Origin of the sequence: Photobacterium angustum (assembly GCF_002954615.1) — a bacterium.
GTDB lineage: Bacteria > Pseudomonadota > Gammaproteobacteria > Enterobacterales > Vibrionaceae > Photobacterium > Photobacterium angustum_A.
On the sequence record NZ_MSCJ01000003.1, the window covers coordinates 1549828 to 1574600 of the forward strand.

Sequence of the window (24773 nt, forward strand, 5' to 3'; positions counted from 1 at the left end):
GTAACTTCAAGATGCTTGGGTATATATCTAATTAAATGCGGTTAGATACGCTATCACCCGCTATGCGACCATAAGTGAAGATATCAATCAACGCATTACCACCTAAACGGTTACCAGCATGAATACCACCTGTCACCTCACCGGCTGCATATAGCCCAGAGATTGGTGTCCCCGTTTTATCCAATACACACGCTTTAGTATTGATCTTCAAACCACCCATCGTATGGTGAACCGATGGCTTACGTGGCGTTGCATAGAACGGTGCTTTTTCCACTTTTAAGCCAAGTGCGCCTTTGTGGAATTCAGGATCACGCCCTTCATCAACGTAACTGTTATAACGGCGAATCGTTTCTGTTAACGCTTCAGTCGGTACATTAATTTTTTGAGCTAATTCTTCAATTGAATCCGCTTTAATAATAATACCTTCTTCGATCTCACGCTCAATGGTTTCATCTGTGGTGTTAGCTGCCGTTTTACGAATAGCTTCATCAGCAATCATATAAACCACACCGCCATTGTCGAAGAATGAGCGAGAAAGCACGTCTCGACTTTCACATTCATCGACAAAACGCTTGCCTTGATTATTAACAAAGACAAAGTTTTCAGGTGGAACAATAAGACCCGTTAATAACGCACCAGATTTAGGATCACCAATCGGCATTAACTGAACATATTCCATGCCCACTAAATCAGCACCGACTTTTTCACCGATTTCAATACCATCACCAATAAGTGCAGGTGAGTTGGTTGTTTTAATATCGTCGGCAATCTCGTTCCAGTAGTTGTTGTATTTTTGCAGCATTTTGGTGTTAGCACCAAAACCACCAGACGCCAGTACAACACCACAATGAGTGGTCAACACATATTTTGTACCGTCTGAATGCGTTGCTTTAATACCAACCACTTTTCCATCATCAACAATCAATTCTTCAGCTCGCGCATCCGTAATGATATGTCCACCTTGGGCAATTACTTGCTTTTGCAGTTTTTCGACAAACTCAACACCTTTAGGACGACTAGGTTTGTGTGCTCGGCGCCATAGCGCACCAACAGCGATATCCACCATGCCACGGTTAAAGTCGATGCCTTTTTCAGTTAACCAATCAATCGATTCCATTGCACGACTTGTTAACGTCTGTACTAAATCGTATTGACCATGAATTGGTTCGCCATCAAGGTTAGTACGTTTACCACCTAGGTATGTCTGAATTAGGTGCAGTTCAACGGAATCAAACAGGTAATTTTTGCCACTTTCAGTATCAAGGAAATAGTTGGCTAATTGATCCTTCAGAGTGCGGAAATCTGCAAGATATTCTTCTGCAATGTCTGACTCAGGTGTATCAGCAATTGCTTTAAGGTAATCTACTTCACCAGCAATCGCAGGGAAATCTTTGACCCACTTAGGCTCTGCTGCATTCACCCAACCGCCTGTACGTACAGTGTTACCACCAACAGCAGGGAATTTTTCTAGCAAAATAACAGACTTGCCATTATCTAAAGCAGTAAGCGCTGCACTTAAACCTGCACCACCACCACCGACAACAACAACATCGACAGCTTTTTCGATAACTTCCGTAGACCATTCAACCGCTTCACGTGCTTTACAACGAAGCGCTTCCGAGTTACCACCCGCTAAATCAACAGCATCAGATACACCGTCAATAACCGCTTGGCTACTCACTGTCGCACCAGAAATCACATCAATATTTAGCGTTTGGCCTTCCATAATTTGTTGTGGAATACGTTCAAACGCAGGGTTAGCAATACCGTCTGACTCTTTTGATGAATCAACGATAATATCTAGGATCTTGTCTTCAGAGAACGTCACCGTTACAGGTAATTTGCCATTATGACCGTAGCCATAAGCGGTGTACTCACCAGGCTCAAAGGTGATCTCAACGTTTTGTAATTCTTTAATACGCTGGTGCTTTAATGCCTCTGCTTTACTATCAACAATCATGTAGTCCATGATTTCCCAAAGTGGTGTTGGGATCTTCAGTTGATGTTGTTGCTCAATATCAGCGAACTCGGCACATTCTTCACCATTGATCGCTTTAGTCGCCCATGTTGGCTCAACAAGGAAACCTTTACCCACACTCACCATGTCGTAGCCTTGCGCTAATGCTTGATCAGCATCAGATCGCTGAGCAATACCACCAACACCTATTACAGGGATTTTGGCAACATTGTCAGATTTAAGCGCATGGTATTTACGAATAAGTAGTTCTTTATCTTCAGGGTTTACGATCGAATTTCGAGTATAGTTACCCATCGAGAAGTGGAAATAATCAAGACCACTCGCAGCCAACTTATCAAGCAAGTACATGGTATCTTCAAAACGAATACCAGGCTCTTCAATTTCTTCAGGAGAGAAACGGTAACCAATAATGAAATCATCGCGTTGGTGATCAGCGACAACTCTTTTCGCTTCATTTAAAACAGCAAGAGGGAATGTCGTACGTTTTTCAATATCACCGCCCCACTTATCATTTCGACGGTTTGAGTGCGGAGAGAAAAACTGTTGAAGGATGTATGTATTAGCGCCATGGATCTCAACACCATCAAAGCCCGCAACAATTGCACGATGAACAGCATTAGCAAAAGCATCAATCATGAAGCCAATCTGCTCTTTCGTCATTTCAAGTGGTGTTTCTGCATTATCGCGAAGCGCAGCGACAGGACTCGCCGATATAGGTTGATGACCACCATTGTATTCGCCATTTGCCATACGGCCAGCATGGTAGATTTGTAGAATAGCCTTTGAGCCTTTCTCTTTAATTGCCGATGCTAACTTCTTAAGCCCAGCAATCTTACTGTCGGTATTAATACCTAATGCACCGGGAAATGCTCTGCCGTAATTTTCAACGAATGCACTTTCAACAATGACTGCGCCAGCATCGCCAGAGCGAGCAGCATAATAGTCGATCATTTCTTGTGTAACACCACCATCAAAAAATGCAGATTGAATGGTCATAGGTGCCATAACAATGCGATTTTTTAATTTTGCTTGTGATAAGCCTAATTGAATTTCGTCTGTTAATTTATTCACTGATTCATATTCCAATAATAATTAATACTTATATTAAAAATCACTAAATAAGCAGCTAAATTTAAGTAACTTTTAAAATAGGAACTAAAGCAATTAACTAACATTGAATAAAAATACTACAGCGGTAATTTGTAGTAAAATGATACATCCGCATTCAATCTATGCACAAAGCACATAAACCCATTAACACTTAAACAAATAAACCAATCGTTAACAGTTTTATTGAAAAAATTAACATAATAAGTTTTTAATACCCTATCATTATTACAAATTATGAAAAAACCAGCTCACACATGGAACTGACTTTTATATAATAAATAGAATCACATAATTAATGAGGAAGGTTAATTAATTGATTGTTTTTCGTTGCTTGATAGTGAATATACATCATCACTATCATACCCAATCCTAAAAGTTGCCATAGGTACTGACCATCAGGTGCACCAGCGATAGTTTGACTAAATAGCAATACACTAGTAACGAATAAAGAAGCAATCGCTGCGCGTTTAGTGAATACCGTATTAACGCCAGTTAAAAACTCACCTTTTAGAAAAGCAACTATCATCAAAATAGCAGGTAAACACTGTAATATAATAATGACAGGAAATAGATAGTTATATACAGGTGAAAATAAAGTATGTGCAACTTCTGACTTATTCCAATTACCTGCAATATAAGACTCCCATCCAGCCCATGAGTCACCTCTATATATTGCGTTATTCGGATATAATGCACCTAAGGCAACACCAAAAACTTTATCAATAAACCCATTTTTAAGCCAAAACGCAAAAAGGAAAATTTGAGCAGGAATAATTTCAAAATTTATTCTTTTAATTATTGAAGTTTTCATAATACGCACCTTTCAAATAATTATTATCTTTTATCTTGTCATTTATGCTACTCCGATAAAAATATTTTCAAACAAGGACGAGTAATATTTATCAAAACTTCATTTACCAAAAATGAATTATGTTATTGGCGAGGTTTATGCTTACTTAAATGGAGTTGAAATAAAAAAGCTGACATTAAGTCAGCTTCTATTAAAAACATTGTATATTAATCAATAAACTTATTATTTTTTGCCCAACGCGTTATCACATCTTTTGCTAATGGCGCTGGACCAAAGAAACGTTCTTGATCGCTAATGTCAGCAACAAAACGCCCTTTTTTGAAGAACAGGAACATTTCAAGCATGTCATAGCCAAGCTCACTAAATAGTTTGATTGGGCGAACAAGTAACTGGAAAACAAACCATGGCACAGTCCATGTCGATAACTTTTTACCTGTCACTTCACTAATTAATTGCACCAATTCCGCTTGGCTTTTAGCACCATCGCTCCAACCTACATCAATCGACTTATTGTTGATTTCATCGCCTTCAAATGCGGCTGCTTTAGCAAGATAATCAGCCAAATCATCAGTTAAAATGTACGACCACTTAGTCGTTGTATCGCCAATTGCGTAAAAACGACCAGCTTTAAAACCATCCGCAACGTAATCAGACGTTTGATCTAAAAACGCTGGCGCACGCACAAACACATAAGGAATACCGACTTGTTTAATCACATCTTCTGCAACTTTTTTAGCATGAAAATGTGGCACGCTCTGCGCTTCATCGCTATTAACAATACTCAAGAAAACAAAGCGTTCAATGTTCGCTCGTGCTGCTGCTTCTGCGAGATTTTTATTGCCTTGGAAATCGGCATCAAGGCTCTCTTTCATATAACCGTTAGCAGAGCTAATCACAACATCCACACCTTGTAATGCAGCATCTAAAGAAGCAGGATCCATCATGTCAGCCTGTACCCACTCTAGCTCTGAAAATTCACCTTTTGGTGCACCACGGCGTGACATCGCTTTAATATCGACGTTTGAATGCTGCATTAAACTACGTAAAATTTTACGACCTAGGAAACCTGTGGCACCAACAACAAGTACTTTCTTCTTTTGAGTTTGCATAATCATTTTCTCGTTAATCTCTGACGTTGAAGCTATGTTATATAATTCTATATTTGGATTAAATCCTATAAAATGGAAATGATTGGTTCAAAAATGGGATAATCATGAAATCACTTGATGATATGGCGTTATTTGTAGAAGTCGCCAACGTAATGAGCTTTCGCCAAGCAGCTGAGATTACTGGAGTGCCTAATTCCACCCTTTCAAGACGCATTAGTGCATTAGAAAAAGCCATTGGGCTGCGTTTGCTCCACCGTACAACACGAAAAATTGAACTCACAGAAGCAGGTCAACTGTATTACGAGCGTTGTCGTCGTATTGTTGAAGAAGCCAAACTCGCCCATCAACAATTGAGTGATATAGCAGAAAACCCTAGTGGTACAGTTCGCGTGTCTGCCCCTATTGATTTTGCGACCCACTTCATTGCGCCATTACTGCCCGAATTTTCAAAACAGTACCCAGAGATTGAATTGGAATTTGATTTATCGTCACGGCGTGTGGATATGACATCTGAATATTTCGATGTGGCAATTCGAGCTGGTGAAAGTGAAAGCTCAAGCTTAATTGCTCGTAAACTCGCTAACTTCCATCACTATGTTTATGCATCACCCGCTTATTTAGCGCAATATGGCGAACCACAATCACCAGACGAACTTACCCAACATCAGTGTTTTAGTATCGTAAAATCAGCCCATTGGGCATTACATAGCAAAGATAAATCGGCAGATATTAAGGTAAACAGCAAGCTGTTTGTAAATAGTATTGGCATGATCAAGCAATTAATAGTGCTTAATATGGGATTGGGATTGCTTCCACAAGAAATGATCACTGATGAGTTAGCGCAAGGAAAATTACAACGCATATTGCCGGACTGGCAAAGCTCCCCTGTACCGATTTATGCCATAACCGAAACACGGTTACTACCCGCCAAGACTCGCTGTTTTATTAACTTTATTCAAAGTAAACTTAAATAATAAGCAAGTTTTAATAACGTAGAATATATAAAGCTGACCTTACTCATTAGATAATAACAAGGTATAAGTCAGCTATTTAATTCAACTCATAGGTTACTTTTCCATTATCATTAATATGGAAATACCAAACACTATTATATTCATCGGTATATTTATACTTGTCTTTATCTTCTGTTATGAGTAGGTTGTCGATAAATACATTCATATCAGGCTTAGATAAATAGAAGTTTCCATGTGACGTATTCAAATCTAAATTATTATTTACTGAAATCATAAATGTTGATGGCGGTAAAATATCAGGCAGCCATCCTCTTTCAAACAAGTTATCATTTTTTGCATGATGGTAAGTTAAATAATTGCTACTAACAACATCAGAGAAATTAATCAAAAGGTATGAAATAAGTAAACCCAGCAACATTGTCGCTGTAATGCATATATATGAAACAACTATAAATTTTTTTTTCATTTTTCCCTGATAACAATGACATCTTAATACACCTATGTCATTAATTTAATAGACTAATTATGATTTCATTGCAAATCTGAATACGTAAATTTGGGCGATTCATCAAGTAATATTAAACTCAATTATTCTTCTTCCATTAAGATTTTCATCATCTGCTGATGGCGATTAAGGAAGTTTCGAGTGATCTCATAATGCTCGGTATCCTCATAAGCCGTTTCATCAATGCCACTACCACTAAACTGATAGATTTTAGCTCTTGGATAAGCCAATAAAATCGGCGAGTGAGTAGCAATAACAAATTGCGAACCTGCTTCAACTAAGCGGTGGATTTCTGAAAGCGCAGCCATTTGCCTCGCTGGTGAGAGTGCAGCTTCGGGCTCATCCATAATGTATAAACCATTACCACGTAACTTATTAGAGATCGTCGCCATAAAAGATTCACCATGAGATTGATGATGTAGTGATTGCCCACCATAACCTTGCAACGGTGGCGGCATGAGCTGATCTAAATAAGTAGCGACATTATAAAAACTTTCAGCCCTTAAAAAATAGTAATCTTTAGGACGTTTAAAACTTTTTACGGTTTTAATGTAGCGATCTAGCTCTGAATGTGTTTGCTCGGTAGCAAAACCGGTATTCTTGTTCCCCCCTTCAGCATTAAGCCCCATGGATACTGCAATCGCTTCAATTAACGTAGATTTTCCTGAACCATTTTCACCGACAAAAAAAGTAACATCAGGGTGAAACTCAATGACATCTAACTCTTTGATGGCTGGAATACAAAACGGAAATTGATCGTAATTATCAATTTTTTCGCGCTTTAATTCGACTTCTCGTAGGTAGGGTTTTTCTTCAAAGTTCATAAATCTCAAACAGTATTACTTATTTCTAAAATAGTTTAACAAAACTATCCGTTATCGCATTGAAATAAAATGAGCGAGAAAGTTAGTACCCACTCAATTTACATCAACCATTAATATTAGAACTATTCCGCTTGAGATGGCGTTGCTGCTTCTGTTGCAGATGCTGGTGTTGAAGAGGTTGGAGTATCAACCAAAGGTGCTGCTGCATCTTGCTGAATTTGTGTTGCGGTTGGTGAATCAGAATGCGTTTGTGATTCTACAACTGGCGCAGTGTTAGTAGATTCTGGCGTTGAAGCCGTTGGAGTATCAACTAAAGGTGCAGCTAAAGGAGTCGCGGCATCTTGTTGGGTTTGGGTTTCTGTAGGCTGTTCTGTTGCAACAGGAGTGCTTGATGCGACATCGACGCCAGAGCATGACATGCCTAAGCTTGTTAATTTTTCAGCAAAGGCTTTTGCTTTCGCTTCACAGTAACCTACCTCATGTTTCGCATCCCACAATACAGCAGTGCCTTCCGGCTTAGTGTAGCGAACTTCACATGGTACTTTGCTATTTGGATTAGCATAAACAACTTCGATTACACGCTCAGAATGATCACTTTTGCACACATACCTATCTTGTGCATGTGCTTGAAAAGCAAGAATAGATAGCGTGACTAATAATAGTGATTTCATCATATAACTCCCAAAATATACGTTACTAAAGAGAAAACAATCTTATCTTAGTCGCTAAACAATGACTTGAAGCTGAATATTTAACGCGATAGATGATTTTAATCTTTGCTATCAAGTCAGTATAAGGGCTTTAACGATGAACATAGAATTAAATTCATCATTATGTGATTGGATATTGCATTCATTTTAGAGCAATAGCCGTAATACGCAGACAATAAAAAAGGCTCATTACGAGCCTTTAATTTTGATGACAAGAAATGCAATAGCATAAAATTATTGATGCGCTGCTTTCTTCTCAACCACTTTTTCAAAATGGAAAAATGCTTCTTTAATACATTCTTCTAAATTTACATTATGTGCTTTAGCACTAACTTTATGGAACACTTCTGTATCCATGTTTAAATCAACAGCGTAGCCTGTATCTTCTTTGATGATATCAACATGAAGATGTTTAAATTCAGGGTCGATAATTATCATCTTTTCAATATAGTCAGATACTACTGCTTTGATTGAATCAGTTAGTTCCATATGTTCACATTTGATTTTTAAGCTCATGATACACCTCAGTAATTCTCTTAAATATCTGGCACTGAATGTAAGCCTAAAAATAAAAAAAGTCTCATTCTAAAAAAGTAATATTAATACTCACAAAATTACTTAGCTTCACATTTATTCTTCAGGTAATACCCAATCAGGACGCGGAAAATGACAGGTATAGCCATTAGGTCGGTGAAGTAAATAATCTTGGTGTTCTGGCTCTGCTTGCCAAAAATCACTCGCTGGCACGACTTCTGTTACTACCGTTCCCGGCCAAATTCCAGAAGCATTGATACGCTTAATCAAATCTTGGGCCGTGTTTTTTTGCGCCTCTGAAGTATAGAAAATCGCAGAGCGATAAGAAGTACCGATATCATTACCTTGGCGGTTGGTTGTTGTTGGATCGTGAATTTGAAAAAAGTACGCCAAAATATTTTCAAAACTGGTTTGGTCATCATCAAAGGTTATTTCAATGGCTTCAGCATGAGTACCATGATTGGGATAAGTGGCATTTGCCACATCACCACCCGTATAGCCTACACGGGTTGTGATCACCCCTGTTTGACGACGAATAAGATCTTGCATCCCCCAGAAACAGCCGCCAGCAAGTATTGCTTTTTGTTGTGCCATCGTTAACTCCTTCGCTTTCTTAAATCCCAATTCAATATATACCCTATCAATAAATCGTCAGGGATGAACAGTATTTGTGATTGAAAAACAGCTAAAAACTTATTTCAACGTCCTCAAGAAAAATCTTAATTTAGCAATAGATTCTGCCTTCATATACCTAATTGACTGATGATCACGGTAAAGAACAAGTATACTTATTAATATAAAATAGCTAGTTGATAAAGACAGGGACGATTCATTGGATATTTTAATTTATAGTTTAATTGCCGCAGCATTACTTCCTTACATAGCCAAGATACCTCTCGCCGTCGCAATGCATAGAGCTGGCGGCTACGATAATAACCATCCCCGAGACCAACAGGCGAAATTGCATGGCTTCGGAGCGCGAGCATTAGCAGCACATCAAAATGCCTTTGAATCACTTATTATTTTTTCCATGGCAATTGTGTTAGCTATCGCAACAGGCACCACAAATGAAAAAATTCAGTTCTTGGCACTTCTCCACGTTAGCTTTAGAGTTGTCTACCACATACTGTATCTAATAAATCTCGGTGTTTTGCGTTCCATCGCTTGGACGATAGCAATCGGCTGTTCATTTATCATTATGGGACAATGCCTGTCGAGTTAATCAAGAGTAAGACATAAAAGTAAATTGAAGGTGCGACTTGATAAATGCACTTGATAAAAAGCATTAGCCTAACTATACATTTATATGCAAGTGTCTAGGTCATCATAAACCATTGCCCCTCATTCCAAATATGTGACTAGAGGGGCTTTTTATTTCAATAAAATACAACCCATTTTTATATCTGTGCGCTATATCCTATGTGTAATTGGATATATTTTGATATTTTGCATGCGATTTTTTGATATTAATTTAACGATGGCAGATTTTATTGAATTTTATTGATAACACATTCTTTGTTATTAATCTGATATCGGTTGGAATGGAGATTTACGATGAATCACTGGACAGACTTTTTCCCTTATGTCGCTATGGCGATTAAAGTCATTGCGTTAATGGTTGCAGGATATTTTGCGATCAAGTGGCACTTCGATCAAGACAGAAAACTGAAGAATAAAGAAAAACAAGAACAGCAAATTAAGACGCCAGATTAGAGGATCTTACCGCGTAAATACTGCCAAGTTCCCTTTTTACTTTATACATTTATAAATAGCAGTATTTGTATTCTTTTCATTAGTAATATCTAGAGAGTCATTAAGATGACTCTCCAAATACAATACCTTATTTCTTCACCGCTTCTTTTAAAAGCGCCGCTCCTGCCAGCCCAACTAACGGCAATGCATCAACAGAACCACCGCGCCTATCACCTCTATCATCATCGTTCCCATCTGTGGCATAGGCCCAAAATTCATCACGAGCAGCCTCATGTTCAGATGTTATACACGAGTAAGCATCTAATTGATGAATTTCACTTAACACGTCAAGATCTGGCTCTTCAATGGATGATATGTAATGTTGCTGAAGAAACTCTTCATTCTTATTTTTAGGTGGTACCCAAGTAAAGCCCAAAATCAAACAACCTATAGCCTGATGAAAATATGCACTATGAGTCCAAGCTGTCATCGTTGAAAGTCGACGAGGAAAAAATGCGACTTTATGTTCATGTTGGAATTGAGCCTCATAACTATCCCATAACTCATAATCTTTATCATTAATATCATACAGCGTTAAATGTGACGGTAGACTCTGAGACTTTATTACTGCATAGGATATTGGAAATTCTTCACCTTCAATACTCTCTATCGTGACATTTTTTGTTTCGACCCCTGATGCTGGATAAGCAATAATATTTGTTTTATTTACTCTATGACCATCATTATTAATAGGTCCCTTACCATCCGGATAATAAACATCTAAGTTTACTGGGCGCCCATCGAAGTAATCAAGATACAGTGAAGTGAAAGATAGCGTTGGCTCTCTATATACTCCTCCTATCACCCCACTTCCACCATGGGTAACTTCATTACACTCTTGATCCCAATCATCCGCAGTGCCGTAAGCTGGAGAGTAAATATCAGGAAATTTACTTGAATCCAATTTAAATGGAGCTGGATTTGCATCAACATCCATTTGCCTAAACATTTCTATAAAGTCATCACAATATTTTACAGCGATGGCGTTGGACGCAAAAAAATAATTGTAAGTATCAGTACGATGTTGCCCTGCAGGAGGACTGTTTTTTTCCAATTTATCTCTTTGGTTTTTAACCATCAGTTTAAAGTAATCAGAATATTGCTTTTTATAATCTTTCATTTCTGATTTTAACAAGTCATACGTATTTTTAGATAGATTGTCTTTGTGATGCAGTAAAACATCCCTTAAAAAAGTCATGTGTAACGAAGCGAAAACACCATATAATGGAAACAAAACATATTCATAGCCTTTTTGTTGAAACTCTGGGCCCTCTCTTATGAAGTCATCATTTATCGTAATAATAAGAGACGTTATCTCCTCAGGAGAAGCGCTTTTGACAAGTTTTAAATAATTTTTTAGAGAGAGATTCATGCCTGCTACTATTGTACTTAGTCTTGAAAAAACCTCTTCGTCTAATTTTTCATCAATCAGTTCTTCTACTTTGTCTTTTATTTTTCCCCAAACATCTTCTTTCGGTGACGGCCACAATAAACGCACGAGAAATGACACAACACCGCCAACTTCAGGAATAAAATTTAAAGCAAAACCCAGTGAACTTTTAAAGATTTCAATCACATCTGAACCTGAAAAGTCAGGGTAATTAATAGTGTAACCTTTATCACTACTTAACTCGTTATTACCGCCTAAACTACGAGCAATGCTATTGCCTGATAACAGAGACATCGCAACTAATGCTGATATTTTTTTTAACGCTAATCTTCTATCATTCATAAATACATCTTAATAATAAATACTATGCCTGATAACTCTGTGGCTAAATGCAATTACTCGTACCTTAAGCCATGAAGTCATAAATACTCGCAACATTCTGCCACTGATAATACCCCGTCAGAAAATTACAATGTTAACGTTCGGTAAAAAACCATGAAGAAGTAATAAAAAATAAGAACCCAGCATTACTAGGTTGTTGCGACTTATATTAAAAGCAACATTCTAATAACTCTTTTATTACGTGTAGAAATAAGAAATGGGTCACTACTTATATAATAGCGAAAGGCATGCGCTAAATTACATGTAAATATTGAAATAAACCAAAGGGGCTAGTGTTGCAGAATATGGTTATAGTTTTTTATTGAAAGCGTTATTTCTTAATCAGCAAAAGTGAGGACATGAACGGCAAATATGGCCGTTAACCCTGTAGCTAAATCCAATCACTCGTACTCTCCCTCATAGAGTGGTAAAATCCACGCCCCATTTTGCGATAGATTAAGCCATGTACGATTCCCTTTTTACTCCATTTCGCTCATCGATTGAGGCTATCGCCTTACCTGAACGTTTTACTTATCCTTTTTGTTATAAGCCACATCCACTTAGCGTGTTAGCTGCACAAGAGTTGCAACAACACCTTAAGACACAAACCGAATGGCAACACGATTTTGGTTTAGATCGCTTAAATGAAGACAGTGATAATCACGCCATTGGCAATATGTTCGGTGTGTTAGTGGTACAAAGCGAGCAAGGTAACATCGGTTATCTATCGGCATTTTCAGGCACTATCGCAGGGCAAACACAGTTACCCCACTTTGTTCCACCTGTGTTTGATGCGCTTAACACCGATCCTGAGATCCAAGCGATTAAACGCGCGCTTACAGCACTAGAATCTGACATTGAATCTATTGCGTCTTCGCCTCAGTTCATTGCGCTGCAACAGCAATATACTCAAGCGAAAACGCAAGCTGAGCAAGAATCTGAAGCCTTTCGTTTACAGATGATTGAACAGCGAAAACAGCGTAAATTACAACGCAAAGCTGCCGAGCAAAGTGATGATGAAAACGTTAAAACTGAAGTGTTTCATCGCCTAGCCCGTGAAAGCGCTTACGATAAACATCAGCAAAAAGCCTTGCGCCAACAGTGGCAACAAACGCTGCAATCACTAAGCGAACAGCTTGAAGCAGATACCACTGCACTTGCTGAACTGAAAGCTAAGCAAAGTAAATTAGCAGCACAATTAGAACAAACTATTCATCGCCAATACCGCTTTGTCGATCAGTTTGGGGAATATAAAGATCTTAACCAGTTGTTTGATGAGCCATTACGAGGTGCGGGCGATTGCGCTATCGTAAAACTGCTTCAGTATGCGTTTAACCACCAATTAACACCGTTAGCAATGGCAAATTTCTGGTGGGGTAAGTCCCCCGCGCCACAAATGCTAAAACATGCTTATTTTTATGAAGCATCAAAAAATAAATGTGCGCCTATTTTAGCCCATATGTTGTCTGGCATTGAGATAGACGAGAATCCGCTAGAGCAAAACCCAGCCGAAGGCAAAGAGCTAAGTATTGTTTATCAAGACGATGCGATGGTGATTGTTAATAAACCTGCGGAGTTCTTATCTGTGCCCGGTAAAACCATTACCGATTCAGTATATAGCCGAATGCAAGCTATGTTCCCAAATAGCGATAGCCCGTTGATTGTCCATCGTTTAGATATGTCGACCTCTGGTTTAATGGTGATTGCTTTAACCAAAGATGCTCACAAAGCACTGCAAAAACAGTTTATTGAGCGTACTGTCGAAAAACGTTACGTTGCCCTATTAGAAGGTAACAGTGAAAGTGATAACGGGCTGATTGATTTTCCAATGCGTGTAGATTTAGACGATCGTCCTCGTCAAATCGTGTGTTACCAATACGGCAAGCCAGCACAAACCACATGGGAATTGCTTGAGCGTAAAAATGGCAGAACCAAAGTCTATTACTACCCGAAAACAGGTCGTACACACCAACTTCGTGTGCATTCTGCTCATGTTAAAGGGATGAATATGCCTATTGTCGGTGATGATTTATACGGGCAAAAAGGCGATCGTTTATGCTTACATGCTCAATACTTGGCATTCAACCATCCAACAACTAGCGAGCGTATGGTGTTTGAAGTCGCTGAAGACTTTTAAAGCCTAAATAACACCGTAAAAACGACATTGGCTGACACATTTTTTGTTATGTGTCAGCCTACTTTCTTTCTTGATGAATCCACATGCTGGCGTGAGCGCCTACAACGTTCAGAGCAATACTTCACTTCATCCCAACATTGTTGCCACTTCTTGCGCCAAGTAAATGGTCGTTGGCAAACCACACACACCTTAGCGGGTAAATTTGATTTTTTGTGCATAGAATATAATTAATGTTCGTGAGCCCTATTAAACATATGCACAAAGCCAGCACATCGATCATAGTAATAAATCAAAAGGTTGAATTAATCATTATTCTAAATCAATGGCTCGACAACGAATGGACAACATAGACATAGCAGCGCCAGAAGATAACGTTCTTATAAATTGCATCGCTTTATTTAAATCTTCAGGTTCGATCTTTAACTCGTTAGAAATTCTTCCGTCATTTGTCATATCTGTATTTACAACACTCGGACAAAGACAACACACGGTGATATTAAATGGAAGTAGTTCATCGTATAACGACTGACTATAACTAATAATGGCAGACTTAGTCGCTGAATAAGCTGCAATCTTACTTACCGGCACTAAACCTGCTGTAGAGCCAATATTATAGATTTCACCAAAACCTTGTTGCTTCATCTTAGTCGCAACAAAGTTACAAACCATCATTGTTGATAATAAGTTAACATTGATTAAACGACTCAAATCAGTAAAGGACATCGAAATATTGCCAGCAATTAATACACCTGCACTATTTACTAATACATCAATATTTTCATAACGATTTAGAATAATAGGAATAACCATTTCCATTTCTTCAGATAAATTAAAGTCAACATTATATATATCTACTTGAGATAAAGGATATTGTGATTCAATTTCAACTTTTGTTTTTATTAGCCCATCATCATTACAAGCAATTAATATAAGTGAAAACCCCTGTTCAACAAAATAATGAGCAAGAGATCTTCCAATACCACGGCTACCACCAGTAATTAAGGCCCATTTTTTTCCTTTAACATCTGTGTTCATACTAGCTTAAACCTTCATAATTATTATTTTGTTAATTTTAAGATGTAAAAATTACCACACAAAAATTTATTTTTCATTAGACGACCTCTTTTTTAAATAGAGGTTTTCTTTAAGTCTATGTTTACTTTGACTATTGATGATTGATAATAATGATACGGTTCCAGTTTTATCAAATGCTCTTTCAATAGTTTTATAAAACATCTTGTCTATTTGCTTCTTACTCATCATCAAAAACACCTTTTAATAACATCAATTCCTCTTATTATTCATCATTCATTTTTATCAGAGAGAAATGATTTATAATTATCTCTCCATTTAATAGTTTTTTTAACTCAAACGTTAGGTAACGCTAATATATCATCACAATTATTAACTGATTACTCAAAATCATTTAAACCTGCATTGATATTAGAACCACCTCTTAACTACAATTTTTTGTTAGATATAAAAGGTGCACTTCCTTGTGCTATGGTAAATTTATTGATTTATCGTTAAGGTTACTTTTAATATTATTAATATAAAGACTAATCCCAACATGAAAACTGTATTGGCAATTATATTTCTATAAAAAATAAACTAAATATATAAGTTATGGGAAATCGTATTACTTAATAAAATCATTAAAATTTTTCAGTTAGTTAATCAGTTTACGATATTCAACAGGTGTACAGTTAAAACTCTTTTTAAATACTTTGCCAAAATAAGAACTGCTACCAAAACCAACTTCATGTGCAATTTTACCTACTGATAATTTAGTCCCACGAAGTAAAGTAGCAGCCTCCGTTAAACGTAAATGATTAGTTAACTCTTTTAGTGAAGTGTTTTTTTTACTTAATTCCCGATATAAAGTAGCAGGCGATAAATAAAGAAGTTCACAAATTAAATCGTAACTCCATTTTCTTTTCAAATCATTTGACACTAAACATGTAATAGAATTAATAATATCTGATTCATTAAATTTAGAAATCATTTTATCATTAACGGTATGATAAAAATTAACATACAATGCATTAATAATATAGTTTTCTGTTCCTAAACCACATGATAACACTTCTACTTTTGATTTAAGATAATGAAAATAAAATTTATAATACTTATTCCAACGCTTGTTAATTATAGAGTAAATAATTCCATCTATATTTTCAGTATTCATAAAAAAAAATTTGTAAACATGACCTTTCTCTAAAAGAATAATTTCATTCTCACTATAATCAACACAACCAGAAGATGATTTTATAGTTATCTTTTCACATCCTGAAAAAGAAATAATATGATTATTCTTTGCTAAGAAAGAAACCTTATTATCTAATAAAGTATTTAATGCAAACTTCTTTTCTTTCTCTACTATTAACATAACTCCACACGAATAAATAATTTTTTAAAATTATATTTGTATTACATTTAAAAGATAATATACAAATAACGATAACAACTAACAAAAAATGAAAACTATCGTATTTTCATGAATAAGTGATATTCACTGTCACCTGTGATCTTACGTCCCCGGCAGAGAGAGGGACTCCTTTTACAACACCATAATCCGCTGATAAGTTTAACGATTTATAAGAGTTATTTACTGTTCCTATTTTTTGAACTTCATTTTTATTAATTTTTTTTCCATTGTTAAAAAAGCTAATACCAATGCCTTTAGCAGGATTATCAGCAGTATTTTTGAATACACTATTATCGGTGTTACTTTCTAATTGGCCTTCTAAACTATAACTCAAGTTTGTAGATTTAGCACAATGTATACTTAAATCAACATTCTTTCGTGAAGATTTGTTTGGGTTATAATTATTAAGTGTTACCTGAGTATCATACGCATTGGCTTCACAAGTACCAGTCGGTATAACAACATCATTTCCAGCCAAAATTCGCCATCCATATGTATCACCATCGTCACGTAAATTCTTCATCTTCGATCCTTTCGCCGGACGATTCTCCTGATGATATTCAAAATAACCGATCGGTTGACCTTTCTTAATTATCACTCCATTCGCATTAGAAGTTGGTGATAAAGTAAACTTTACATCTAGGGGATGATACGCACCGTCTGATATCTCATGAGTATCACCAAGTTGCGCTTGCATAGGGAAACTATACCTCTTTCCCCACCAATCAAGAGACCCATTTTTAATTTTTTCTGGCGCAATAAATTCATTACCCTCCGTTGGCCAAAAGATATCAATTACCCACTGGGGAAAATCATCTTTACAGTCAATCTCACTAGACCCCTGACTAAAATCAATAATTATGTTTTCATGCGCTCCAATTTTTGGTACTAAACTAACAGTAACGTCTGCCTGTTTTGCACCTCTATAACTAATTATTTGTCCTGTAGATCGAACCCTGCAAGTAAAAGCAAAAGAATTGAATGAAAACAAAAGAAAAAAGCATATAAATATTCTAATCATAAAAACCTACAGATATTGATAAGTAACAGCGATTGTTGATTTGATCGTGCCTTTAGTGATATTTCCCGAAGGACTATAAGCTCTTACTGATAAGGAATAATCCACAGAGTTATGTATAATTTTTTTTTCTACATAGCTACCATTATTTACTAATTGATCATTATCATCATTTTTAATTTGAATATCTAAATTCTTTGCCGTTCCGGTATTTTTAAAATCACCGGCGTTAATGCCTTTTTCAGAATTAAAAGTAGCACGTACTGTAAAATTGTTAATTGGGCAATGTTCTAAATGTAATGTTAACTGCTTCCATGGGCTAAAAGATCTTTTATTAATAAAATCACCTGTTTTCAATGTCCCAATATCAATATTTTCATTAACGGGTACAGACTCACATGGTAATATAACTACTTTACCATAAACAGTAATTTTAGGCGGCCCAGAACTGAATGCTGTATTAGAAAAAAAAGGTAACAATAATAAAATTAAAGAATACTTTTTTTTATAAATATTCAATGTTAAAAATTGCTTGGGAACGGACATGTCCATAGATTACCTTATTAGTTGTCGCTTTTAGTCGTGCATAATAGTTGATCACATTACTACCAGGATGTAATGGTATCCATTGCGTATTATTCATTAATTGATTAATCGGTTTTTGAATTTTGTTTGAATTTAGTAATTGGATTGCAACACCTTCTGTCGAACCTGGTACTTTATTTATTGCCAATAGATTTTTATCAATATTATCTTCTTCGCCTTTATACACAACTTTTATCGCTTTTACAGAATCACCACAATGAATAAGATTTATTGAAAATAAAACATTAGCTGTCACAGCACCTTTATAACTTAACTGCTTTAATGGATTATTAAACAAATTTACATCTATATTATTAGGGACTACTTCACAACTATTATCAATGACATTTCCAGTAATATTTATCGATGTCTTTTTAATTTCATTAACTAACGTAATAGAATATGCTGACTGTACAAAAAAAATGAATATAAAGGATAATACTAGTTTTACTGACATAATAACCCTTTCACTATCACCGGTTTTTTGGTTTCATTATTAGATAAATGGTAACTCGCTTGACATGATTCATTTCTATTTATTTCAACATTTAATTTACCATTTTTAGGTAGCCCTGTTAGATAAACAGAACCATCTGTAGATACCATTGAAGATATTTTATTATCACCAAGTAAGTTTACTGATGCTCCAAACGGAATAATTCCGTTTTTATAGTTAAGTTTAAATAACGCTTTATAGCCAATTTTCGCATTAAATTTTGCTAAAACAATAGCATCAACAGTTGGGACAACATTTATTATAGGCATAGCTATATCTACATTATTAGGATAAGACTCAGGGTCTAAAGCAATACGATTACTTCGATAGTCGTTAAGTGTAGGAATTATTGCAAATCCTGATTTATTAGTTTTAACATCTGATTCATTAGTAACTTTTATATTTTTTGCATCATTAACTTCAATCAATGCGCTTGAGTTATATATTGGCTGACCTAGTATTATATTGCCATTATAATAAATCATACCACCAGTGGCATTAAAATTAATATTATACCCATTGTTATCTTTACCGAATATCAAACCTTGACTGCCATAATTATTGTTATTATTAACATTGACACTCATACCACTTGATTTTTTATACCTATTTATATTGATACCATAAGTTAAATGATTTCCATTATTTAAACTACCATTTATACCTAATTGACTACTTGAATCTCCCTTCAAATCAGTTGATAACCCATAACTTATATCATCAATTTTATCATTTAATGATGTATTAATCCTTGCATCATTAAAAAATGACATCGGAATTGATGTATTAAAGTAAACAGAATTATTATTTCCTTCTCCATTATAATTAGACTGACTATTTAAACCTAAAGAAAATGAAATCCCTTTGTAATAATATGAGGAGGACAGATTAAAATTATTAATATTTTTACAGCTATTGTAATAGCTATAAATGTTATCATTTACATACAATGACAATGAATTATTTAAGTTTTTACTAAGACTTATTGAAAGTGTGTTCTTCTTTAAACTTCCATTATTAGTCTTATCATTGATGAAATATTCAGAATCATCCAATTGTAAATCACCATTTTTTGAATAATGACTAAAATCCAAGCCAAAATTTATATTACTTCTAATAAAATCTTTCTGATATTTTACGCCGAAAATACTTCCTTTCTTAACTCTACTATTTGCAGACTTAATTCTTTTATCTGTAACACTAGTATTTAACGTACCGTAACTCCCTAGATTTTTCGTTAATCCTATATTGTAAGATTGATATTCACTCGCTAATTGCACACCAGTTGAAGCAGTCACCCCTTGTGAAAACCCGTGATTAAGGGTTGCTTGCATGAATGTAGGGTGAGGACCACTCTCACCTCTATAGTTACCAAATGTTATTGCGTAATCAGTTTGATTTTCACGCTTTAATAAAGGTGAACTGGCGTAAGGAACAATGAATGAATGTGTACTGCCATCTGCCTCTTTAACAATTACTTTAAGGTCACCATTTCCTGTTAATGAATTAATATCTCTAATGACAAATGGTCCAGATGCTACATGTGTTTGGTACACCTTATAGCCATCCTGATACACTGAAACTGTTGCTTCACTTTTCGCAACCCCCCTAATGTCAGGAGCATAACCAAGTAAACTATCAGGCCTCATTTGATCGACTGATGACAATGAGATTCCACGTAATGGAAGCGTAGTAAATGAATCACTTATTGGTGTATATATTCTTCCAATTTTTAATCGCGATCTTAATGATGGCAAATCTCGTTCTGCAAATACTGATAAATTATTAAATGAACTAATATCATCATTACTATGATTAGAATTAAAACTTTGATTTAGATAGGAGTTATCTCTAAATCTCCAAGCTCCAATATTAATACCTGTCAGTAAATTTAAATAGTTATCACTTTCATAATTATTGTCATATTTTGATATACCTGAAGAAAAATTATAATTAAGTAACCCTGCATTTACACCATTAGTCCATTCATCAATTGGTATATATCCCTTTGGCTTAATAGTTAAATTAGCCTGGGGGATTGTCATTAACAATTTCATTTTCGATACATTAATTACAGCTGTCGCAGATTTAATGTATTTTGAAATATCAACGATTTGATCTTGATATTTTTTATTTTTAAAAATATTTTTTTTAACGCCTAACTGTATATAATACCCTACTGTTAATATTGGCACTAACTCAGTTTTATTTTCATTTAAAACAAAGTTCACTTCTTTATCTGAAATATATTCCCCATTTACGTAAACGGAAACCTTATATTTACCCGGAGGAAGTTCTAAACCATTATTAAACATTTTAAGATCAACTAAATCGCTATCATCATTTGTTAAAAAATGAGGATCGAAATAGGTATTCGCAACACAATTAACATTATAAAATAAAGTAAACAGAAATATTTTTATTCTTAATTTCATACCATATTGCCTTATAATTGCCCTATAAGGCAAACATAATTGTTATATAGAACCAGCTTTAATTACGTCAGATGTCCCACCATAATCATTAATTGTTTGATAAGTTATCTTTCCTCTATAATTTTTTTTATTATCAATTTTATGTTCAGAATATGGTGCAATCATCGTTGGTTCTAACTTTCCTTTACCAACAATCATGTTGATTATTGTTATATAATAAGGTGTTGGGTTAGATATTGTTATTTTATCTCCATGTCTGGAGAACTTAATCATAGATTGTGCTTTTATAGGTGTGACTTTAAACTTATGAGGCCTATAAAATAGTTTTATTCTATTATTTATTGCTATTTGAATTATATTTTTCCCCTTATCTTTTTCAGATAAACTTGGAATTGCTTTAACATTAACCCAATACAATGATTCACGATCTTTAGCTAAACTCTCTTTATTAACACCGACAATTCTGAGCAAATTTTCTTCTTTACCCTTCATTACAAATAATGGTGGCGTAATAATAAAGTCATTTGTTTTCTTATTATTACTTTTTGTTATATATGATTGAATTAAATAGTTACTATCTTTTTTATTATTAGAAACTGATAATTCAACTTCTTTTTTTGAACCATCAAATATAACTCTTGTTTGGCCAAGTGCAATACCAGCATATGTATTCACTGAAGTTAACACTGCAATCAATAATGTGCATAAATATAAAAATTTTATTTTCAAAACGATTCTCTTTAAAAAAGTTGCAACTACATTTTGCAGTTGCAACATTACTTTTTAATTAACTATAAATAATACTGAACGTAGTTGTTGCATTAGCAGTACCAGGTGTTGCGCTACCCGAATTTGATACATAATTTGCCGTGAATGGGATAACGTTTGTACCATCATGGAATTTAACGGCCGTCGTTGGCGTACTATCATCAAATTTAACTTTATTATTTGTACCGTCATAAATATCAATACCAACATTTTTTGCAGAGCCTGCAGCATCTGTTAATGCCAGCGAACCATTAGCATCTGTTGCTCCTAAAAACGACATTGCAACGTTTTTATATGTAGCCGTACTACAGTCATCTAGCTTAATATTGAAATGATGAGATGATGATACTGAGTTAGGATCTTTTAAGGTAGCAGCTTTAACCTGTCCCATTTGTACTGTTTGATCAATTGAATCAGGATCAACAGCACATGCACCTGCTGTTATTTCACCTTTAAAGTTTACTGTACCGCCATGTACTACTAATGGTGTTGTTGGCGGCGTTGGATCATCTGCAAATGCTGCTGATGCGACACCAAAACTTGCTAATATTGCTAACGAGCTGATTACAATTTTCTTATTCATGATTAATATCCACTTTACTATTCTGATTTACAGCTTTTATGCTGCAGACGAATAATATTCAGCGCATTCCTTAATAACAACTTATTGATTTATTATTTCTATATAATGATTAATTTTTTCTATTAAGAATAAAATATAAAATAAGTTTTTAATATAAGTTGATTAATAAATGTTATTTAATCTTTTAATCTGTACATCCGACAAGCCGCAACAAGGGATCGCATGTGAAATGCTTTTTCAATTGCTCTCGGAAAAATAAGGTAAATACTATATTTTTTATCACTAGCAAGAGGATAAAAGTTTAGTCCTAGTTGTTTTGCTATTGAAGATAATCTAGAAGGAAGAATGGTTCCATAATCGTCAGCTCTTAGTGAAAATGACAGACTAAAGATACTTGAGAACTCTGAATATATTTTAGGTTTTTGAGTAGTTGATTTTATCAATTGCTCGTATATTTTACGTAAACAAAAATCTTGTTTTAACACCAACATTTTTTGTTCTGATAAATATTTCACTCCTACAGGTATTTGTGAAGCATCAGGTTTTGACTGCGAATCAGTACTGGTAACGAAACTTAATGTATCATCAATGACTTTTAGTACTACCATATTAGCCAATTTTTCTATTGCATCATCGCCATAAATCAAGATCGCATCTAACTTATTGTTTTCCATTTGATATATCAATGAATCGTTAGAGTCACTATGAAATTTAAGGTCAATGTCTTGACACCTTTCGTTAAAGCTCTTTATCAAATAAGGAACAAGATCTACAGATAATGAATTTACAATTCCGACGTTCAGTTGCTTATCGCTTAATCCTGAATTTGCTTTAGCTTTTGCTATACCGTCAGTTAAGCTTTTACTCGCTTGAATAACAGATTCATAAAGTATTGATGCTGATTCAAGAGGCTCCAAACGTCTGCCATTTCTTTTGAATAATTTAAATCCTAAATCTTCTTCAACTTCACGTAATATTCTATACACCGATAATTTATTTATACATTGACTATTAGCAACAATCTCGACACTTCCTGATTTTATAAATTCAGAGAAGACTTCTAATTTTTTTAATGTTGTGGGTAATACAGTACGCGATGGCATAATTTTACTTATATATTTATATTGTACTATTATATAAACACAACTTATGCCGCATTCAAATAACATTAGTTTTTTTAATGTTATTTATTATTAAATTTAATTCACAGTTTGATAAGCACGATTAGATCGTTACATTAATTTATATTTTTATTATTCGATAGCTTCGGTAAATAACCAATCACGAAACACTTGTACTTTAGCTATATCGATTGATTCTGGTTTATAAACCACAAAATAAGCGAGTGGGGAATCAAATTGGATATCTGGAAATAATCGTACTAACCGCCCTGCTGATAAATCATCTTTCACCATTACACTTCGCGCTAATGCAATACCACCACCATCAATGGCCGTTTGTAATACCGCAGCCGAGTTATTAATTTGAATATTATGGGCTGATTGATGCTCCGCTACGCCAGCTTTATCTAACCATGCTGACCATGTTGGAAAGCCTGAGTGCTCATCCATAGACAGATCATGAATGAGTGTTTGTGCTAATAATTGTTCTGGTTTTATTAAGCTATCTGCTTGTGCTAATAACTGTGGCGAACAAACGGGAAACACTTCTTCTTCCATTAATTTCTCTGCCACCAGCCCTTGCCAATTTCCTGTGCCATAACGCACACCAATATCGACGCGCTGAATAACAAAATCTATCGGTTTTAAATTGGTGTCTAATCGCACATCGGTTTCTGGACATAACGCTTGAAAGCGATCAAGCCTTGGTAATAACCATTTAGCAGCAAACGCTGGACTAACGGTCACAGTTAATATGCCGCACGTAGGGCTTTGCTGAAGTAGCTCTAACCCTTGGGAGAGTTTATCAAACCCAGCACGAATTTCTGGCAAGGCACGCTCGGCAGTTTCAGTTGGCAGTAGTCGAATTTTGCCACTGTTAGCGCGGTGAAATAACGGCGTTTCTAACCATTCTTCCAATGTTCTGACTAATTGCCCTACCGCCGCTGGTGTGACATTTAGCTCTTCTGCTGCAGCAGAAAAACTTTGGTGACGAGCACTGGCTTCAAAGGCTTTTAACGCATTCAAATGTATCGGTAATTTCATATCGGTAAAGTTTTTCTTTATCGGTTTAACAGATTATCTCATTTGTCGAAACAGCTAATAACAACAAAAATGTCAACATT

Annotated in this window: 24 protein-coding genes; 4 read left to right on the top strand and 20 right to left on the bottom strand. The window is 35.3% G+C overall.

The features are described 5' to 3' along the window. Nucleotides 1-31: 31 nt before the first annotated feature. The 3 genes from BTO08_RS21845 to BTO08_RS21855 form a co-directional block, all read right to left on the bottom strand. Nucleotides 32-3049, bottom strand: coding sequence for a flavocytochrome c (locus tag BTO08_RS21845; RefSeq protein WP_105062628.1), 3018 nt, complete (start codon nucleotides 3047-3049; stop codon nucleotides 32-34). A 331-nt stretch (nucleotides 3050-3380) separates the two neighbouring features. After that, nucleotides 3381-3887, bottom strand: coding sequence for a hypothetical protein (locus BTO08_RS21850; RefSeq protein WP_198038540.1), 507 nt, complete (start codon nucleotides 3885-3887; stop codon nucleotides 3381-3383). Between the two features lie 218 nt (nucleotides 3888-4105). Next, a complete protein-coding gene (locus BTO08_RS21855; protein WP_105062630.1) occupies nucleotides 4106-5008 on the bottom strand; it encodes an SDR family oxidoreductase in 903 nt (300 codons plus the stop codon). 104 nt (nucleotides 5009-5112) lie between these two features. On the opposite strand from BTO08_RS21855, the gene BTO08_RS21860 reads away from it, so the two are divergent. Beyond that, nucleotides 5113-5982, top strand: a complete 870-nt coding sequence (locus tag BTO08_RS21860; RefSeq protein ID WP_105062631.1) for a LysR family transcriptional regulator — start codon at nucleotides 5113-5115, stop codon at nucleotides 5980-5982. A gap of 76 nt (nucleotides 5983-6058) precedes the next feature. Here the strand turns inward: BTO08_RS21860 and BTO08_RS21865 are convergent, their stop codons facing one another. The 5 genes from BTO08_RS21865 to msrA all read right to left on the bottom strand — a co-directional run bounded on the left by BTO08_RS21865 (nucleotide 6059) and on the right by msrA (nucleotide 9149). Further along, complete coding sequence (locus BTO08_RS21865; protein WP_105062632.1) at nucleotides 6059-6448, bottom strand: hypothetical protein; 390 nt, start codon at nucleotides 6446-6448, stop codon at nucleotides 6059-6061. A gap of 122 nt (nucleotides 6449-6570) precedes the next feature. Next, nucleotides 6571-7311 carry an AAA family ATPase gene (locus BTO08_RS21870; RefSeq protein ID WP_105062633.1) on the bottom strand — a complete coding sequence of 247 codons (741 nt, stop codon included), beginning with the start codon at nucleotides 7309-7311 and terminating at the stop codon, nucleotides 6571-6573. 122 nt (nucleotides 7312-7433) lie between these two features. Then, nucleotides 7434-7985 carry a hypothetical protein gene (locus BTO08_RS21875; protein WP_242446321.1) on the bottom strand — a complete coding sequence of 184 codons (552 nt, stop codon included), beginning with the start codon at nucleotides 7983-7985 and terminating at the stop codon, nucleotides 7434-7436. Between the two features lie 270 nt (nucleotides 7986-8255). Next, a complete protein-coding gene (locus tag BTO08_RS21880) occupies nucleotides 8256-8510 on the bottom strand; it encodes an HPF/RaiA family ribosome-associated protein (protein WP_242446322.1) in 255 nt (84 codons plus the stop codon). A gap of 141 nt (nucleotides 8511-8651) precedes the next feature. After that, nucleotides 8652-9149, bottom strand: a complete 498-nt coding sequence (gene msrA / locus BTO08_RS21885; RefSeq protein WP_005366207.1) for a peptide-methionine (S)-S-oxide reductase MsrA — start codon at nucleotides 9147-9149, stop codon at nucleotides 8652-8654. A 238-nt stretch (nucleotides 9150-9387) separates the two neighbouring features. Here msrA and BTO08_RS21890 point away from each other — a divergent pair, with 238 nt between their 5' ends. Both BTO08_RS21890 and BTO08_RS22420 read left to right on the top strand, forming a co-directional pair. Next, nucleotides 9388-9777: an MAPEG family protein gene (locus BTO08_RS21890; RefSeq protein ID WP_105062636.1), complete on the top strand. Its 390-nt coding sequence runs from the start codon at nucleotides 9388-9390 to the stop codon at nucleotides 9775-9777. A 332-nt stretch (nucleotides 9778-10109) separates the two neighbouring features. Further along, nucleotides 10110-10268 (top strand): hypothetical protein, encoded by a 159-nt coding sequence (locus BTO08_RS22420; RefSeq protein ID WP_198038522.1) that lies wholly within the window; start codon nucleotides 10110-10112, stop codon nucleotides 10266-10268. Between the two features lie 127 nt (nucleotides 10269-10395). Here BTO08_RS22420 and BTO08_RS21895 read toward each other — a convergent pair whose 3' ends face one another. Continuing rightward, entirely contained in the window at nucleotides 10396-12039 is a 1644-nt protein-coding gene (locus BTO08_RS21895) for an insecticidal delta-endotoxin Cry8Ea1 family protein (protein WP_242446323.1), read from the bottom strand. Between the two features lie 502 nt (nucleotides 12040-12541). Here BTO08_RS21895 and BTO08_RS21900 point away from each other — a divergent pair. Further along, nucleotides 12542-14215, top strand: a complete 1674-nt coding sequence (locus BTO08_RS21900; protein ID WP_105062637.1) for an RluA family pseudouridine synthase — start codon at nucleotides 12542-12544, stop codon at nucleotides 14213-14215. 53 nt (nucleotides 14216-14268) lie between these two features. Here the strand turns inward: BTO08_RS21900 and BTO08_RS21905 are convergent, their stop codons facing one another. The 11 genes from BTO08_RS21905 to gcvA all read right to left on the bottom strand — a co-directional run bounded on the left by BTO08_RS21905 (nucleotide 14269) and on the right by gcvA (nucleotide 24693). Beyond that, nucleotides 14269-14433, bottom strand: coding sequence for a DUF2256 domain-containing protein (locus BTO08_RS21905; protein WP_080890354.1), 165 nt, complete (start codon nucleotides 14431-14433; stop codon nucleotides 14269-14271). A gap of 91 nt (nucleotides 14434-14524) precedes the next feature. Next, nucleotides 14525-15250, bottom strand: a complete 726-nt coding sequence (locus BTO08_RS21910) for an SDR family NAD(P)-dependent oxidoreductase (RefSeq protein WP_105062638.1) — start codon at nucleotides 15248-15250, stop codon at nucleotides 14525-14527. 634 nt (nucleotides 15251-15884) lie between these two features. After that, complete coding sequence (locus BTO08_RS21915; RefSeq protein WP_105062639.1) at nucleotides 15885-16604, bottom strand: helix-turn-helix transcriptional regulator; 720 nt, start codon at nucleotides 16602-16604, stop codon at nucleotides 15885-15887. Between the two features lie 106 nt (nucleotides 16605-16710). After that, nucleotides 16711-17664: a fimbrial protein gene (locus tag BTO08_RS21920; protein WP_105062640.1), complete on the bottom strand. Its 954-nt coding sequence runs from the start codon at nucleotides 17662-17664 to the stop codon at nucleotides 16711-16713. 6 nt (nucleotides 17665-17670) lie between these two features. Beyond that, the gene (locus tag BTO08_RS21925; protein WP_146108453.1) at nucleotides 17671-18213 is read right to left on the bottom strand and encodes a fimbrial protein; all 543 of its coding nucleotides are present in this window, start codon (nucleotides 18211-18213) and stop codon (nucleotides 17671-17673) included. Next, nucleotides 18167-18703, bottom strand: a complete 537-nt coding sequence (locus BTO08_RS21930) for a fimbrial protein (protein ID WP_105062642.1) — start codon at nucleotides 18701-18703, stop codon at nucleotides 18167-18169. Before BTO08_RS21930 ends, BTO08_RS21925 begins: the two co-directional genes overlap by 47 nt. Then, nucleotides 18694-21177 carry a fimbria/pilus outer membrane usher protein gene (locus BTO08_RS21935; protein WP_105062643.1) on the bottom strand — a complete coding sequence of 828 codons (2484 nt, stop codon included), beginning with the start codon at nucleotides 21175-21177 and terminating at the stop codon, nucleotides 18694-18696. Before BTO08_RS21935 ends, BTO08_RS21930 begins: the two co-directional genes overlap by 10 nt. Nucleotides 21178-21219: 42 nt before the next feature. Further along, complete coding sequence (locus BTO08_RS21940) at nucleotides 21220-21954, bottom strand: fimbrial biogenesis chaperone (RefSeq protein ID WP_105062644.1); 735 nt, start codon at nucleotides 21952-21954, stop codon at nucleotides 21220-21222. 10 nt (nucleotides 21955-21964) lie between these two features. Then, a complete protein-coding gene (locus tag BTO08_RS21945; protein WP_105062645.1) occupies nucleotides 21965-22528 on the bottom strand; it encodes a fimbrial protein in 564 nt (187 codons plus the stop codon). Between the two features lie 176 nt (nucleotides 22529-22704). Next, entirely contained in the window at nucleotides 22705-23631 is a 927-nt protein-coding gene (locus BTO08_RS21950; protein ID WP_198038523.1) for a LysR family transcriptional regulator, read from the bottom strand. 150 nt (nucleotides 23632-23781) lie between these two features. After that, complete coding sequence (gene gcvA, locus BTO08_RS21955) at nucleotides 23782-24693, bottom strand: transcriptional regulator GcvA (RefSeq protein WP_105062647.1); 912 nt, start codon at nucleotides 24691-24693, stop codon at nucleotides 23782-23784. Nucleotides 24694-24773 lie beyond the last annotated feature (80 nt).